At 65.0% G+C, this 15,306-nt stretch carries 14 protein-coding genes; 8 read left to right on the top strand and 6 right to left on the bottom strand.

The genetic code is table 11. The features are described 5' to 3' along the window. Both Q8R73_RS01515 and Q8R73_RS01510 read left to right on the top strand, forming a co-directional pair. On the top strand, positions 1-1,738 hold a 1,738-nt coding region (locus tag Q8R73_RS01515; RefSeq protein ID WP_305717786.1), incomplete at its 5' end, for a type I secretion system permease/ATPase. Continuing rightward, positions 1,735-3,045, top strand: a complete 1,311-nt coding sequence (locus tag Q8R73_RS01510) for an HlyD family type I secretion periplasmic adaptor subunit (RefSeq protein ID WP_305717785.1) — start codon at positions 1,735-1,737, stop codon at positions 3,043-3,045. The genes Q8R73_RS01515 and Q8R73_RS01510, both read left to right, overlap by 4 nt. A 46-nt stretch (positions 3,046-3,091) precedes the next feature. On the opposite strand, the gene Q8R73_RS01505 is transcribed toward Q8R73_RS01510, so the two are convergent. Continuing rightward, positions 3,092-3,574: a CinA family protein gene (locus Q8R73_RS01505; RefSeq protein WP_305717784.1), complete on the bottom strand. Its 483-nt coding sequence runs from the start codon at positions 3,572-3,574 to the stop codon at positions 3,092-3,094. A 194-nt stretch (positions 3,575-3,768) separates the two neighbouring features. Between Q8R73_RS01505 and Q8R73_RS01500 the strand changes: the two genes are divergently transcribed. The 6 genes from Q8R73_RS01500 (at position 3,769) to Q8R73_RS01475 (ending at position 8,174) form a co-directional block, all read left to right on the top strand. Next, positions 3,769-4,842, top strand: a complete 1,074-nt coding sequence (locus Q8R73_RS01500) for an amidohydrolase family protein (RefSeq protein WP_305717783.1) — start codon at positions 3,769-3,771, stop codon at positions 4,840-4,842. 61 nt (positions 4,843-4,903) lie between these two features. Next, complete coding sequence (locus tag Q8R73_RS01495; RefSeq protein WP_305717782.1) at positions 4,904-6,016, top strand: amidohydrolase family protein; 1,113 nt, start codon at positions 4,904-4,906, stop codon at positions 6,014-6,016. 54 nt (positions 6,017-6,070) lie between these two features. Then, positions 6,071-6,484 (top strand): Rieske (2Fe-2S) protein, encoded by a 414-nt coding sequence (locus tag Q8R73_RS01490; RefSeq protein ID WP_305717781.1) that lies wholly within the window; start codon positions 6,071-6,073, stop codon positions 6,482-6,484. Positions 6,485-6,786: 302 nt separating this feature from the next. Beyond that, positions 6,787-6,984 (top strand): hypothetical protein, encoded by a 198-nt coding sequence (locus tag Q8R73_RS01485; RefSeq protein WP_305717780.1) that lies wholly within the window; start codon positions 6,787-6,789, stop codon positions 6,982-6,984. Positions 6,985-7,493: 509 nt separating this feature from the next. Beyond that, entirely contained in the window at positions 7,494-7,868 is a 375-nt protein-coding gene (locus Q8R73_RS01480; RefSeq protein ID WP_305717779.1) for a hypothetical protein, read from the top strand. A gap of 3 nt (positions 7,869-7,871) precedes the next feature. Next, positions 7,872-8,174 (top strand): hypothetical protein, encoded by a 303-nt coding sequence (locus tag Q8R73_RS01475; RefSeq protein WP_305717778.1) that lies wholly within the window; start codon positions 7,872-7,874, stop codon positions 8,172-8,174. 18 nt (positions 8,175-8,192) lie between these two features. Here Q8R73_RS01475 and Q8R73_RS01470 read toward each other — a convergent pair whose 3' ends face one another. The 5 genes from Q8R73_RS01470 to tcuA all read right to left on the bottom strand — a co-directional run bounded on the left by Q8R73_RS01470 (position 8,193) and on the right by tcuA (position 15,301). Then, the gene (locus tag Q8R73_RS01470; RefSeq protein ID WP_305717777.1) at positions 8,193-8,846 is read right to left on the bottom strand and encodes a response regulator transcription factor; all 654 of its coding nucleotides are present in this window, start codon (positions 8,844-8,846) and stop codon (positions 8,193-8,195) included. Next, the gene (locus tag Q8R73_RS01465) at positions 8,843-10,867 is read right to left on the bottom strand and encodes an ATP-binding protein (protein WP_305717776.1); all 2,025 of its coding nucleotides are present in this window, start codon (positions 10,865-10,867) and stop codon (positions 8,843-8,845) included. Before Q8R73_RS01465 ends, Q8R73_RS01470 begins: the two co-directional genes overlap by 4 nt. Before the next feature lie 214 nt (positions 10,868-11,081). Next, positions 11,082-12,614: a L,D-transpeptidase gene (locus tag Q8R73_RS01460; RefSeq protein ID WP_305717775.1), complete on the bottom strand. Its 1,533-nt coding sequence runs from the start codon at positions 12,612-12,614 to the stop codon at positions 11,082-11,084. Positions 12,615-12,792: 178 nt separating this feature from the next. Beyond that, the gene (tcuB, locus tag Q8R73_RS01455) at positions 12,793-13,905 is read right to left on the bottom strand and encodes a tricarballylate utilization 4Fe-4S protein TcuB (RefSeq protein ID WP_305717774.1); all 1,113 of its coding nucleotides are present in this window, start codon (positions 13,903-13,905) and stop codon (positions 12,793-12,795) included. Next, a complete protein-coding gene (tcuA, locus tag Q8R73_RS01450; RefSeq protein WP_305717773.1) occupies positions 13,892-15,301 on the bottom strand; it encodes an FAD-dependent tricarballylate dehydrogenase TcuA in 1,410 nt (469 codons plus the stop codon). The genes tcuB and tcuA overlap by 14 nt, the downstream gene beginning before the upstream one ends. Positions 15,302-15,306: the final 5 nt, after the last annotated feature.

The following is a 15,306-nucleotide window of genomic DNA, read 5'->3' as shown; positions in this document are numbered from 1 at the left end:
TCCCGGTGTCCGGCGTTCCGAACTCGGCGATGCGCTGCGCGCCTGCCGCGGCGCCTTCATCGGCGTCGGCCTCATGAGCTGCGTGATCAACCGTCTGTATCTGACCGGCTCGATCTTCATGCTGGAGGTCTACGACCGGGTCCTGCCGAGCCGCAGCATCCCGACGCTGGTCGGCCTCGTGATCCTGGCCGGCGGATTGTACGTCACCCAGGGCATCCTCGATCTGATTCGCGGCCGCGTGCTGGTCCGCATCGGCACCTCGCTGGACGAAGCGCTCAATGCCCGCGTGTTCGATACCGTGGTGCGGCTGCCGCTGATGGTGGGCGGCCGCAACGAGGGCCTGCAGCCGCTGCGCGATCTCGACAACGTCCGCTCGTTCCTCTCCAGCATGGGGCCGGGCGCGTTCTTCGACCTGCCATGGCTGCCGTTCTACCTGGCGATCTGCTTCGCCTTCCACACCCTGATCGGCGTCACCGCGCTGGTCGGCGCGATCATTCTGGTCACGCTCACCGTCATCACCGAATTCATGTCGCGCGCGCCGGCGCGCGAGGCCATGGGCCTGGCGGCGCGGCGCAACGATTTGGCCGCCACCAGCCGGCGCAACGCCGAAGTGCTGGTCGCGATGGGAATGTCGGGCCGGCTGACCAAACGCTGGACCGAGGCCAACGAAAAATATCTCTCGGGCAACCAGCGCGCCAGCGACGTCGCCGGCGGTCTCGGCGCCGTCGCCAAGGTCCTGCGCATGGTGCTGCAGTCCGCGGTGCTCGCGGTCGGCGCCTATCTCGTGATCAACCAGGAAGCCACCGCCGGCGTGATCATCGCAGGCTCGATCCTGAGCGCGCGGGCGCTGGCGCCGGTCGATCTCGCCATCGCGCACTGGAAGGGCTTTGTCGCTGCGCGGCAGAGCTGGCACCGCCTCAACAAGCTGCTGGAAACCCTGCCCGCGCAGTCCGAGCAGACCCTGCTGCAGAGCCCGTCGAAGCGGCTGTCGGTCGAAGGCGTCAGCATCGTGCCGCCGGGCGATCAGAAAATCATCGTGCAGGACGTCACGTTTGCGCTGGAAGCCGGCAACGGCCTCGGCGTGATCGGGCCGAGCGGATCGGGCAAGTCGTCGCTGATTCGCGCGCTGGTCGGGGTCTGGCAGCCGGTGCGCGGCAAGGTGCGGCTCGATGGCGCCGCACTCGACCAGTGGTCGAGCGATGTGCTCGGCCGCCACATCGGCTATCTGCCGCAGGATGTCGAGCTGTTCGCCGGATCGGTCGCCCAGAACATCTGCCGATTCGATCCCGAAGCCACCTCCGACGGCATCATCAGGGCCGCCAGGGAAGCCGGCGTCCACGACATGATCATCAAGATGCGCGAGGGATACGACACCCAGATCGGCGAGCAGGGCACCTCGCTCTCGGCCGGCCAGGCGCAGCGCGTGGCACTGGCGCGGGCGCTTTATGGCGATCCGTTCCTGATCGTGCTTGATGAGCCGAACTCCAATCTCGATACCGAGGGCGACGAGGCCCTGACCCGGGCGGTTCGCGGCGCGCGCGCGCGCGGCGCCATCGTGGTGGTGGTGGCGCACCGGCCAATCGGCATCGAGGCGGTCGACATGCTGCTGGTGCTGAAGGACGGCCGCATGCAGGCCTTCGGGCCGAAGGAAACCGTGCTGGGTCAGGTGCTGCAGCCGCGGGTTGCGCCGCCGTCGCCGATCAAGATCGTCTCCGAGGGAGGAGTTGCCAAGTCATGACGGACAGCAAAACGCGGGAGTCGAGGGCGTCGATCCGGCTGCACATGATCATCGGCCTCTCCGTCGTCCTGCTTCTGGTGGGCGGGCTGGGCACCTGGGCATCGACCGCGCAGATCTCCGGCGCGCTGATTGCGCCGGGACAAGTGGTTGTCGATTCCAATGTCAAGAAAGTTCAGCACCCGACCGGCGGCGTGGTCGGCGAGGTGCGCGCCCGCGACGGCGACCGCGTCAGGGCCGGCGACATCGTGGTGCGGCTCGACGACACCGTCACCAGGGCCGGCCTCGCCATCGTCAACAAGGCGCTCAACGGGCTGTGGGCGCGGGCGGCGCGGCTGGAGGCCGAACAGCGTGGCCTCGACCGGATCACCTTCCCGCCGATGCTGCTCGACCGCCCGAACGATCCCGACGTGCAGAACGTCATGGCCAGCGAGAGCAAGCTGTTCGAGGTGCGCACCACCGGTCGCGCCGGACAGAAGTCGCAGTTGCGCGAACGCGTCGCCCAGCTCAAGGAAGAGATCGCCGGCCTGACCGCGCAGGAACAGGCCAAGGACAAGGAAATCGTGCTGGTCGAAAAGGAGCTGGTCGGGGTCCGCTCGCTGTTCGAGCAGCGGCTGGTTCAGCTCTCGCGTCTCACCGTGCTGGAGCGCGACGCCGCAAGGCTGACCGGCGAACGGGCGCAATACATTGCGGCAAGGGCGCAGGCCAAGGGCAAGATCACCGAGACCGAGTTGCAGATCATCCAGGTCGACAAGGACCTGGTCAGCGAAGTCTCCAAGGACCTGCGCGAGACCAACGACAAGATCGGCGAATTCGTCGAGCGCAAGGTGACTGCCGAAGACCAGTTGCGCCGGGTCGACATCCGCGCGCCGCAGGACGGCATGGTGCTGCAATCCACCGTTCACACCGTCGGCGGCGTGATCACCGCCGGCGACGCCATCATGATGATCGTGCCGCAGGCCGACGATCTGTCGGTCGAGGCCAAGGTCAATCCGCAGGATATCGACAAGCTGCAGATCGGCCAGAAGACGGTGCTGCGGCTGTCGGCGCTAAACCAGCACACCACGCCGGAACTGAACGGCGTGGTCTCGCGCGTCTCGCCCGACGTCACCACCGACCAGCGCACCGGGCAGAGCCATTACACCATCCGCGTCTCGATGGCGCCGGAGGAGGTGGCACGCCTCGGCGAGGTCAAGCTGATCCCGGGGATGCCGGTGGAAGCCTTCGTGCAGACCGGCGACCGCACCATGCTGTCCTACCTGATGAAGCCGCTCAGCGATCAATTGATGCGGTCGTTCCGGGAGAAGTGAGGCGCACTCCCTCGTCGTCCCTGCGCGGGGACGGCAGCGGGGGTCGCTATCGCGACAAATTCTGCAGCAGCAAATTCAGCGCAGCACTGGCAAAACCGTACATGTTGGCGAGGCGGTCGGCGCTGCCGGTCTCCAGCGTGATCACCGCGTCCTGCGGTCCCGCGAGCCCCATGCAGCTGTGACCGGCGGCGTCGCCGTAGCGGTTGCCGGTCGGTCCCGTGGCGCCGGTTTCCGACAGGCCCCAGTCGGTGGCGAAGCGTGCGCGGATCCGGCTGGCCAGCAGCCTGGCATAGGGCTCGGACGCCGAGCGGATGCCCTTCATCTCCGCGTCGGGGATGTCCATCAACAGCCGCCGCGCGTCGCGGGTATAGACCACGGCGCCGCCGAGGAAATAGGCCGAAGCGCCGGGCACCGCGAGCAGGCTGGCGGATATCAGCCCGCCGGTGGAGGACTCCGCGACCGCGATGGTCTGCTTTCGCGCGATCAGCCGTGCTGCGATCTGTTCGGCGATCGGGACAAGGTCTTTCATCGGACTCTCAATTCTGGCGCGGGATGGACTTCAGCGAGACGTGTTGCTGATCTCCTAGCACAGGATTGCATGGCTGCCGACTCGCGGGGCATTGGCTCGTCGATGGACGGGCCAGCGCGCGCGCCTTATGCTGGGCAGGTTCAGCGAGCCAACGCCCGAACCCGGCGCCACGAGCGAAGAGGAAACCAGAGGTCATGACGTCACCGCTCGCGGGCGGCGTGGATTGCGATCTGCATCCCGCCGTTCCTCATCTTACCAGCCTGTTGCCCTACCTCAACGATTACTGGCGCGATCAGGTGACGACGCGGGGCATGACCGACCTCGTGTCGCAATCCTATCCGACCAATTCGCCGATCTCGGCGCGACCGGACTGGCGGCCGGCACAGGGCAAGCCGGGTTCCAGCCTCCCGGACATGAAGACGCAGGCGCTCGACCGCTTCGGCGTCAGCCTTGGCATCTGCAATCCGCTGTACGGCGTGCAGATGGTGTTTTCCGAGGACATGGCGGATGCGTTCTGCCGCGCGCTGAACGACTGGCTCGCCAGGGAATGGCTCGACAGGGAGCCGCGGCTGCGAGGCTCGATCGTGATCCCGATGCAGAGCGTCGAGAAGTCCGTGGCGGAGATCGAACGCTGTGCCAAGGACAAGCGCTTCGTCCAGGTGCTGATGCTGGCGATGGGCGACATGCCGCTCGGCAAGCGCGCCTACTGGCCGATCTACGCCGCCGCCGAGCGCTTGGGATTGCCGATCGGCATTCACGCCGGCAGCGCCTATCACAACCCGCCGACCTCGGTCGGCTGGGGGTCCTATCACATCGAGGATTACGTCGCGCAGGCGCAGGCATTCCAGACCCAATTGACCAGCCTGATCGTCGAGGGTGTATTTTCCAGGCATCCGAATCTGAAAATGGTGATGCTGGAATCCGGCTGGAGCTGGCTGCCGTCCTATCTGTGGCGCTTGCACAAGTTCTGGCGTGGTGTGCGCATGGAGACCCCGTGGGTGGACCGCGCGCCCCAGGAAATTGTGCGCAGCAACATCCGGTTTTCGCTACAGCCGATCGACGCGCCCCCGGATCCGGCCATACTCAATCGCCTGTTTGACCATATGCAGTCGGATGAATTGCTCCTATTCTCGACCGACTATCCGCACTGGCAATTCGAGGGCGACCAGGTGCTGCCGGAGGGAATGTCGCCGGATCTCGTGCGCAAGATCATGATCGATAATCCGCATGCGACTTACCCTCGTCTGAAGCAGCCGGTGGCGGCATGATCCCGAAACGTGGAATCAGGTTCTCGGAGAAGATCATGCCCATTAAGCAGGAGGCGACACCATGAACGTCCAGTTCCGCGACCGCCCGGAGCCGGGTTCGCCGGTCGGCGTCAAGACCGCGATCGCCGATTGCGACATCCATCCGGCGCGTGCGACGAAGGACGAATTGTATCCGTTCCTGGCGAAGCGCTGGCATGCCCATCTCGAAACCTGGGGCGTCCATCCCTATCAGGGCATGATGGAAGGCCCGCCCTATCCGAAGGCGCAGCCCAATGCGTCCCGCCGCGACGCCTGGCCGCCGGAAGGCGGCCAGCAGGGTTCGTCGCTGTCGTTCATGCAAAAGCAGCTGCTCGATCCCTACAATGTGGCGCTCGGCGTACTCAATCCGCTCGGCGCCACCGGACAGGGCATGCGCAATCACGATCTCGCCACGGCGCTGGCTACCGCCATCAACGACTGGCAGATCGCGAAATGGACCAGCCAGGACAGCCGCCTGAAAGGCTCGGTCGTGGTCGCCAATGAGGACGGCGTGTCCGCTGCCGCCGAAATCCGCCGCCGCGCCGGCGACCGCAATTTCGTCCAGGTGCTGCTGCTCAGCCGCAACGTCGAGCCGCTCGGCCAGCGCCGCTACTGGCCGATTTACGAAGCCGCCGAGGAGGCGGGCCTTCCGGTCGGCGTGCACGCCTTCGGCTTCGGCGGCAATCCGATCACCGCCTCCGGCTGGCCGAGTTTCTACATCGAGGAGATGGTCGGGCATTCGCAGTGCCAGCAGACCGCGCTCGCCAGCATCGTGCTGGAAGGGGTGTTCGAACGCTACCCGAAACTGAAGATGGTGATGATCGAGGCCGGCTTCGGCTGGGCGCCGTCGCTGTCATGGCGTCTCGACAAGGTCTTCGGGAAACTGCACGGCGAAGTTTCGCACCTCAGGCGCAAGCCCTCGGAATACATCCGCGACCACATCTTCTGGACCACCCAGCCGATGGAGGATCCGGAGCGGCGCGACCATCTGTTCGACGTCATCGACTGGATCGGCTGGGACAAGCTGCTGTTTGCCACTGACTACCCGCATTGGGACTTCGACGAACCGTCGCGCGTGCTGCCGCCCGGGGTCAGCGACGCCAACCGCGAGGCGTTCTATCTCGGCAATGCGAAAAAGCTGTACGGGATCGCTTAGCATGATCCGGAAAAGTGGAAGCCGGTTTTCCGAACAGATTATGCGGACTTGAAAATGGCCCGTCACGTCATCGCGCCGGTGGACGAGTTGCCGCCGGGCACGCGCAAATTTCTCACCATCGATGAGCGCCCGATCGCGATCTTCAACATCGAGGGCGAATTCTTCGGCCTGTTGAACCGCTGCCCGCACCAGGGCGCGGCGCTGTGCGAGGGCCCGTTGATTGGCCTCGCGCGATCGTCCGATCCCGGCGAGATCGAATATACAAGGCAGGGCGAAATCCTGCGTTGCCCCTGGCATGGCTGGGAATTCGACATCCGCACCGGGCAATCCTATTGCGATCCCGGGAAATTCCGCACCCGCGCCTATCCGGTCCATGTCGAGCCCGGCACCAATGTGGTGAAGGGACCGTATGTGGCCGAAACGCTGGCGGTGTCGGTGGAGAGCGACTACGTCGTGGTGGATTTGTAGAACTCGCCGCAAGCCGCCGCGGCGAACTGCCGACCGAAAAAGGAAAAGCCGCCTTTACGGCGGCCTTTCCCCTCTCTCCCGGGGCGTAATCGTGTGTGGCCTTCGCGTGGCCATCTTTGGCAGCGGTCGTTTTATCGACCCCGCGTCACTAGCATTATTTGCCTGCTGCCCATGACAGGTTTTTCCTGACATCGCGAACAGCGTCATCGCATTATGGTGTGACCGGGGATTCTGGCTGTATCGGGAGCAGGGAGCGCTTCGTTCTGCCAGCACGGCGAGAGACGCGTTGATCGGTGACGAACGTGAAAAAGTTCTGTGATCATGCAATCGCGTTTCTGCTGGCGTCGGGCAGTGCGGCTGTCGCTGCCTATTCGATGTCGCAAATCGCCCACAAAAATCTGGGAATACCCAGTTCGGACCTTCGCAACCAGGCGCTGATGTCTGCGGCGCTTCTCATCGGATTTGTGACGGTCCAATTCATCGTGACGAGGGAGCGGTAGCGAAGTTCGCTGTAAGGCGAATCATGGGTCGTGCGCGGGGGTCGGATGCCGTCATTGGGAACGCTGGCATCACTGACTGGCGCGGCTTGCCACATCTAAACGCCAACTCTTGGGGGCTCGAAAATGTCCAACGGCAAATGCAACGAAAACCGGCCTTTGTCCTATTGCGAACCTTGTTCGGAACGAACGCCGCATCTCTACGAACGGGTGGCCGTCAACGGACAGCTCATATCCAAGGCGATTTGCCTGGTCTGCAACAATGATTCGCGCAATCAGAGCACCCGGCAAGGCCTGAGTGGAATATCTCCCGGAATCCATGCAGCCCAACCGGATGCTTCGATGTGACGGAGCGCCTTTCGCGGAAGGCGCCCTGATATCGCCTCGACGCTCCGCTCGCCAGAGCGAGCCATACGCTTTCAGTTCCGACACAACGGCGCCGCTGGCCGCTTGCAAGTGCTGATTCACCCGGCTTCCGGTAAGCCTTCCAGATCACGACGAGCAGTCCAGGCATGCCAGAGCCATACGTCCCCGACGAAGTTCGGGAGTTCATCGTAAAATACATCGCGACCGTGCCGCAAATTGAAGCCCTGCTTCTGATTTGGTCCTGCCCGGACAAGCGCTGGACTCTGCGTCAGGTCGCGGCACGGATCTACACCAGCGACGCGGAGGCGGCACGGGCGCTGGACGGGCTCTGTGCGGCAGGACTGCTGGTTCACAGGGGAGAGAATTTTGTCCTGGATTCGTCGGCCGCAGACGTTGAAATGATTCGGAAGCTCAAGGAAGCATATGCGCGTTGTCTCATTCCGGTCACCGATGTCATTCATGGCAAATCCAGGGGCGAACCGTCAGTTACCGGGCTGCTCCGCGCTGGAAGGGGCGCCTGAGCCATGGAGAGATTGCGTGTCGAAGCCAATCCGGATTCGGGATTGCGGAACATTCGGTGGCGGCCGGTGGGCCTGATCGTGCTTGTCGTCACCATGGTCGTTTCGTGGCCGTCCCTGGCCCAGAAGATTCACTCGTTCGAGCCTCGCCTGATGGATCCATACGCCACCATCTACGTGAACGATGGCTCCTGCTCGGCGGGCAAGGTATTGAAAGTGCAGGACATGCCGAAGGTCAATCGGCGCAAGAAGAGCTGCGTGCCGCTGAGCGACATAACGGGCGCCCCGTCCGCAATGCCGCCGAAATAGCGTTCGCCGGGCGCCCCGTCAGTTTGGTGCGGTCAGCCAGCCGTGCTGGACGCCGAAACGGACGATGTCCGCCCGGCTGCGAAGACCCTTCTTTTCGGCCGCGCGCGATTTGTAGGTCTCGACGCTCTTGATGCTGACCTCCAGTTGCCCGGCAATCTGCTTGTTGCTCAGTCCCTGGGCCACGAGTCGGAGCACGTCCTCTTCCCGCCGGCTGAGCTCGCCGCCATCATTGCCGGGGACGGCGCCCGAATCAGGGGCGGCCGTCGACGCCTTCTCCGCTATGGCGGGATCGAGATAGGTGTCGCCCTGCTTCACGATCCGGATGGCGCGAAGCAATTCGTCCGCGGCGGATCGTTTCAGGAGGTATCCCCTTGCTCCGGCTTCGAGAACCGGATGAATGTAGGCGCGATCCTCATGTACGGTCAGCACGATGATCTTCACCTCGGGGCAGCGTTTGACCGCCCTGCGCGTCAGTTCAATGCCGCTCATGTCCGGCAGGGAAAGGTCGATCACGGCGATATCAGGAGAGCATTCGCAAATGATCTTCAGACCCGTGGCGCCCGTACTGGCTTCCCCGACGAGTTCAACCTCGGGCGCCGCCTGCAGCAGCGCCCGGATGCCGGCCAGCACGACCGGATGATCGTCGACCAGACTGATGCGAATGCGCGTCATCGCGCATCGCCCTTGTTCTCGATCGGTATCCTCACGAAGATCGTGCTCCCCTTGCCTGGCGTGGATTCCACGGCGATGGTGCCGCCGAGAAGCGCTGTCCGTTCTCTCATCCCGGAGAAACCGAGGCCGGAAGCCTGATGGCCGTGCGGCGGCGCCCGGCTCTCCGCATCGAAGCCTACGCCATCGTCCTCGAGGACCAGCGTCACCGCTTCCGGCTTCTGCGCGAGAACAAGGCTGACCTTGCCGGCTTTTGCGTGTTTGAGAACGTTGGTCAGGCCTTCCTGGACGATCCGGTACAGCGCCACCGCGACATCGAGCGGCAGTGAGTTGTCCCGGCCGAACGTCTGCAGATCCGCCTCGATATGATAACGCTCCTGCCACTCCGCAACATAGGCTCCGATGGCCCTGAAAAGTCCCAGATCATCGATGGCGGCAGGCCGCAGATCCGAAGCGGAGCGATGGATGTCGCGACCGATCTGGACCGCAAGCGACTCGAGCCAGCGTATTTGCTCGGTCGTGGCAACTGCATCGCTGCCATTGGCCAGCCGCTGTTCGAGTGCCTTGAGCCCCAGCGAAAGGCCCGTTACGGTCTGGCCCACCTGATCGTGCAACTCGCGTGAAATCCGGCGCTGCTCCTCTTCCTGGGCGGACGCCAGGCGCCGAAGCAGATGCGACCGCTCCGTTTCCGCGCGCTTGAGAATGTCGATATCGGCCAACACGCCGTGTATCACGTGGCGTTGGTCGGGTTGGCCTTCGGCCCTCCCGGCGGCTCGCAGCCAATGCGTGCCGCGATCCTGCGTTTGAACGGGGAATTCGACGCTGCTCGATTTGCCGCTCTCGAGGCAGGAGGTGCCGAACTGCGACAGGACGGGCCGGTGTGACGGTTCGATCACGGCGAAGACCTCGGCGGCGGGCGCCGTCGTTACCCCCGAATCGGAAATCGAAAGCCCGAGCAGCTTGCGAAAGCGATTGCAGCCGCTGAATTCGTCGGTGGCCAGATCCCAGCGCCAGGTGCCAAGCTCGGCGGCATCGATGGCCAGCGCGCCCCGCTTCTCGCTGTCCAGCAGCGCGGCGGCCGATCGAAGCGCCTCGACGTTGCGTCGTTGGGCAATTTCGCGCGCGATCACCCATCCGAGTGCGATTGCCAGCCCGACGCTGGCGGCCGTTCCTCCGATCAGCACGCGCAGGGAACGCGCCACCGGAGCGTTGAGCTCCGATACCGGAACTCCCACATGCACCGACCAGCCATCGGTGCCCGCCATGACGCGGTGCATGGTTTCAACATCCAGGCCTTCGCTTGTCCTGGCCGGGACCGACTGGGACCTGCCGCGAGCAATGGCTTCCTGGACGGCGGGTGTCGTGGTGCCTCCGCTCGCAGGGACCATGTCTGGCGTGCGGGCTACGATTTGTTCCTTGGCATCGACGACGGTCCCGGCCCACCCGGCGGGCAATCCGGTTTGCGCCAAAATCGTGCTGATCTGATCGGGCAACAGGCCGATCGTCAGGACGTAGCGGAGCTCATCGTCCCGAATCACCGGAACACGCAGGGCCACAAGGCGCTTGCCGATGGCGGGCTGGTACGGGCCGAGTCCTCCCAGGATGGGCTTGCGGGCGCGCAGCACGGCACTGAAGCTGTCGGTGTCGGATACCGGCTCGAGCGGTTCGCCCAGGGGGCGCAGGACGTTCAGCACCTGCTCCTGATCCGGCTTGGTCAGCGACGCGGTTTCCCAGAGAGGGCGGTCGGCAACCAGCCGGGACGCCTCCCGGTAGAAATCGTTCAGGTTCCCCCGGTCGAGCGCGATCGAGTTGGCAAGCGCGTTTGCAACCTGCATCTCGCGTGAAATCTCGCTCTCGATCCGGTGCGCCGCCTGGGTGAGCGCTTCCGTAGCCGCCCTGCGGGCGTAGCTGCGCTGCTGGTCAGCCGTGACATAGGCAATCCATCCCCCGAGCAGCAGGACCGGAATGGCCGCCGACAGAACCAGCGCGGTGAAAAGCCAGATGGCCGGCTTCTGGCCGCTCATGGATGGCGTCTCGACAGCATGTGTTCGGCTCGCATCGTCCCCCGCTTGGGGTTTCAACACGCAACGGCTCGCGCCGCAAGGTATCTGGATCGAGACCGGCTGCGAACTGACCGCGGTTCCCGGCAATTGCGGAAATCAGATTTGTCAGTTTGCCCCGCCCACCACGACAGAGGGGCGTCTCTGGCTCGCTACGAAACGCGCCGCGTGCCGCGCCTTACCAAAAGCCGCGTGGCCCCTGACGATAATACTGGCCGCTGCGCGGGTACGCGTTGCCGCGGTGCGGGTTGCGATCGGGCTGGAAAAAGAAGCCGAAGCCGTCGTCGCTCGCGACGTGCATATCCACCGGGGGCGTGCGCGGACGCGTGATGAAGCCGCCTTGCGGCTGATGGCTCAGCACCGCGACGAACTCGGTACGATAGTTGGTCTCGACGCTCAGCGGCTCGTCGGAGATGATGATCGAGGATCGCGGCAATGCGGTTGGTGCGATCCGATCGAGCACATCCTGCGGGATGGTGATGCGGTCAAGCGCGTTCCTTGCGTCGTCGGCGCCGTCGACCGTGACCGCAGTCCAGCGCAGGCCCGTATCGTTGCGCGCCACCGCCGTGAACACATGCGTGCCGATTCGCCTGCCGGGTTCGCGGATCGCGACCGGAACCTCGATGGTTGCATCGAATACCTCTCCACCCCCGTCCGGCGCAGGCTTGTGCGTGTTGCGTCGCACGTAAAGCTTCTGCGTCGCGCGGCTGATGTAGATCGAGACCGGCTCGAGTGCGAGTTTCGCCTCGCTCGCCGCTTTGGCAGTGTCGGCTTTCTGCTGCGCGGCCTCCTTGGCGGCGTCCCTGGCGGCGGCGGCGGCTTCGAGCTTCGGTTTCGCGTCGGCCTGGGCGGTGTCGAGCTGCGTTCCGATGTCCACGGATTTGGCGGCAGCCTTTTGCTGGCGGTCTTCGGCCCGCGCTTTGGCTTCATCCGTCTTCGCGGCGGCGAGCGCCTTGTCGGCGGCGGCGAGTTCGGCGTCGGCGCGGCTCTTGAGCCGCTCCAGCTTGCGCAGCGCCGCCGTCAGTGCCGCCGCCTCGCGCGGCGCTTTCGCGGCGGCCTTCTTGGTCTCGCCGGCTATCCTGGCGGCCTCGGCCGCCTCGCGGGCGAGCGCCTCGGCCCTGGCCGGCGCGGCCGCAATGGCCTCCGCGTTCGGCACCAGCAGCGCCGGATGGGAGATCTCGACCGGCTCGGCGTTCTCAGGCGAGATGATCACGCGCATCCCGATCCGCGTCTTGTCGAACACCTTCTCGGCAAAGCCAAAGGGCATTCTGACGCAGCCGTGCGAGGCTGCATAGCCGGGCAGCGGCCCGCCATGCAGCGCGATGCCGTTCCAGGTGATGCGCTGCATGTTCGGCATTTCGGCATCGTCATACATGTTCGAGCGGTGGTCCTTGTTCTTCTCGACGATGGCGAAGACGCCGGCCGGCGTCTCGCGTCCCGTGGTGCCGGTCGATACCGGCGCGCGCAGGATCCAGCCCTCGGCATCGTACAGCGTAACCTGCTGGCGCTTGATCGACACGATCGCCATGATCGGCTCGCCCGCATCGCGCGGCGCCGTCGCCTCGGTGGGGGGCGCGGGGCGTTTCTGCTTCGGCGCGGCTTCGGCGGTCGGCGTCGTCAGCGCGGCCATCGCCATGAGCGTCGCGATGGCCGAAGTTCCCCAACGCCGCATGGGCACGGTGGGTTGCGCCGTTTTCGATTGATGTGCCATGCCAGCCCCGGTTCCGACGCCTGTCCGCCCGCTTGTGATTCTTTAATATACGACAGCCTACCGAGGCGGAAGCGTGGCTGGCGGAGCATGGCAGCCCTCCTGCGACAAATTAACCGGGCCGGACCACCCGTTTCCGTGGGCAACGGTGGCGAGAGCCGCAAGCGCTCCTCGCAATGGATTAAACCGGATGTCCCGCCATCATCCGCCGCTCCCGCGCATACCGCACCAGCGCCACGAAGCGATAGATGCCGTGGACGAATTTGCCGTAGGGCATGGTGATGAACAGCGAGAACACCACGCCGAGATGCAGCGCCAGCAGCGCGCCCATAGCGGCGGTTTCGCGCAGGACCAGCAGCGCCAGGCCGGTGAGACTGGTCATGAACAGCATGACGATGAACGCGACGTCCATGCCCATGCGCGGCTGGTCGACCAGGGCGGGATCGCGCTTCCATTTCTCCGCCAGCAGGCCGGCGGGCCCGATCAGCAGTCCGATGCCGCCGAGCGTGCCGAGCACGACCGGCAGATCCCACCACGGATACGGCGCTTCGCGCCCCCAGAAGTAGTGGTAGGCGGTCGCCACCGAGGTCGAGGCAAAGCACAATCCAAAACCGTAGAAGGTCAGATGGTGATAGATCTTGCGCAGATCGCTCGGCCGCTCGTCCTCGTTGACGCAGCCGACCCCGCCGCCGTCGAGATAGCGCAATTGTCCGGCGTCCTTGATCGCCTGCCAGATCGAGGGTGGATCGGCCAGCATGCCGATCGGCTCGCCGATGTCGCGCCAGAAGGCGCGCACGCCCATCAGCAGCGCCACGATCGCATAGAGGAACGCCGCACCGAACAGCGACGCCATCGCATTGTGCGGCATCAATTTGTAGAACGCGCCGGGGCCGGTATGGACGCCGAACAGCACCTGGCGGTCGTGCAATGCGGCGAAGCCGAAGATGAACGCCGCGACGCTGAGGGCCGCGATGATGCTGATCGAAAGCCCGTTGCGCGCGAACAGGCCGGCGAAGGCGCGCGGCCAAGCATAGGCAGCGTAGGAATCGGCACGCGCGATCGCCAGCGTTTGCGGGACGTTGACGTTGAACTCGTGCGGCGGCGAGAACTGGCAATCGGTGTAGCAGGCGCCGCAGCCGTGGCAGAGATTGGCGAAATAATTGAGGTCGCCGTCGGAAAAGGCGCGGCGCATTTCCATAGCCGGAAATACCGCGCAGAGCCCCTCGCAGTAGCGGCAGGAATTGCAGACCGTCATCAGCCGGTCGGCTTCCTCGAGGATCCTAGTTCCGTGCATTTTGCGCCGCTTCCCGTCCTGCGATCCGTCCGAACACGCTGCCGATGGTCATGCCGATGCCGGCGGCGTAGCCCTTGCCGAGCACGTTGCCCGCCATGATCTCGCCGGCGGCGAACATGTTGGCGGCGGGCCTGCCGTCCTTCATCAGCATGCGGGCCTGCCGATTCACCCGGGTGCCGAGATAGGTGAAGGTGATGCCGGGCCGCACCGGATAGGCGTAGTAGGGAGGCGTCTCGATTTTCCGCGCCCAGTGCGTCTTCGGCGGCGTCAGCCCCTCGGTGCGGCAATCGTCGAGAATGGTGTGGTCGAAGGTGCCGGGCCGCACCGCGGCGTTGAACTCGGCGACGGTCTTTTCCAGCGCGGCCGGATCCAGTTCGAACTTGCCGGCCAGTTCGGCGATCGTCGGCGCCTCGATCGGCGGGAAAAGCGTCGGCATGAAGCTGTTGCGCACGCTGGCGTCGAACATGATGTAGGCGATCTGATCCGGCTGCGCCGCGACCAGCCGGCCCCAGATCGCATAGCGCTTCGGCCAGATGTCCTCGCCCTCGTCGTAAAAACGCGCGGCGTGCTTGTTGACGACGATGCCGAACACCACCGAATCGTGGCGCGTGATGATGCCGCCGTCGAATTTCGGCGCGCGGGCGTCGATCGCCACCGCATGGCACTGGGTGGGATCGCCGACGTCCTGCACGCCCCTGTCGAGCAGCATCTTCAGGATCGAGCCGCGGTTATAGGGCGTGCCGCGGATCAGGAAATTGTCGGCGGCGTCGCCCCAGTACTGCTTCAGCCATTCGATGTTGGCCTCGAAACCGCCGGCCGCGGCGACCAGGGTCGCGGCGCGGACGGTGACGTCGGCACCGTTCTGCTTCAGCGTGGCCGACAGGAACATGCCGTTGTCGATATCGAGGCCGAGCACCTCAGCGTCGTAGAGGATGTCGACGCCGAGCTTTTCGGCGGTCAGATACAGCGCGTTCAGCATCGCCCTGCCGCCACCGAGGAAGAACGAATTGGTGCGGCCGAGGCTGAGCGTGCCGCCCAGCGAGGGCTGCCAGCGCACGCCCTGTTCGACGATCCAGCCCAGAATATCCTTGGACTCCGCGATCATGTGCCGCGCCAGTTCCTCGTCGGTCTCGCCGTCGGTGACGCGCTGCAGGTCTTCCCAGAATTCCTGCTCGGTATAGGGCCCGGTGAGGATGTCGGTGGCGGCGTCGTGGGCGCAGCGCATGTTGCGGGTGTGGCGGGTGTTGCCGCCGCGGTAGAATTTCGGGGCGCCTTCCAGCACCAGTACCGACGCGCCCGCGCGCCGCGCGCTGATCGCGGCGCAAAGCGCGGCGTTGCCGCCGCCGATCACCAGCACATCGAATTTCCGGGAGAGGTCTACGGAGAGGTCGGCCATGCGTC

Source organism: Bradyrhizobium sp., assembly GCF_030697065.1.
Classification (GTDB): domain Bacteria; phylum Pseudomonadota; class Alphaproteobacteria; order Rhizobiales; family Xanthobacteraceae; genus Bradyrhizobium.
The sequence above is the reverse complement of the archived record's forward strand: the minus strand, read 5'-3'. Positions and strand labels throughout refer to the sequence as shown.